The organism is Pseudomonas sp. NPDC088429, from assembly GCF_044753305.1.
GTDB lineage: Bacteria > Pseudomonadota > Gammaproteobacteria > Pseudomonadales > Pseudomonadaceae > Aquipseudomonas > Aquipseudomonas rustica.
The window spans coordinates 1-531 of record NZ_JBIVMX010000124.1 but is presented as its reverse complement, the minus strand read 5'-3'; the positions used below and the strand labels follow the sequence as shown (position 1 = coordinate 531).

Sequence of the window (531 nt, the reverse complement as noted above, 5' to 3'; positions counted from 1 at the left end):
AATGATAACGAAAACGACATCTCACAAACAAACACTAAAACAGAATTGTGCTATAACGTTATTGTCCCGAGCGCTGCAGAACTGGTTCAGCAGGGCGCGATCGGTATGGAATTCGGCACCAGCGCTGAAGATCTGGGCATGATGGTTTTCTCCCATCCGACCCTGTCTGAAGCCTTGCACGAAGCTGCTTTGGCGGTGAATGGCGGCGCCATCCACATTGCCAACCGCAAAAAGCGTTAACAGACAATAAGAAACCACGGCGGTAACGGCCCGTCGTGAGCCTTGCGAGCAAGTCTCACCGCGGAATGTCCGCTGGACGCAGTCTTGCGTAGTTGCACCGGGTATCCGGAAAGGCTACGCAAGCAGCAGTCACAGGTGGCGCGGCACTCATATGAGCGCAGCGCCGAATGCGCAGTACCTAACGAAGACGGTAAAAAGCATGAATCTTCACGAGTATCAGGGTAAGCAGCTGTTCGCTGAATACGGCCTGCCAGTTTCCACTGGTTACGCAGTAGACACCCCGGAAGCAGC

At 54.0% G+C, this 531-nt stretch carries 1 protein-coding gene and 1 pseudogene; both read left to right on the top strand.

Annotation, left to right across the window (positions count from 1 at the left end):
- Positions 1 to 240, top strand: a pseudogene (locus ACIP66_RS28060) (dihydrolipoyl dehydrogenase); the annotation flags it as partial.
- Positions 241 to 439: 199 nt separating this feature from the next.
- The coding region (locus ACIP66_RS28055) for a hypothetical protein (protein ID WP_400652482.1) at positions 440 to 531 on the top strand (92 nt) is incomplete at its 3' end.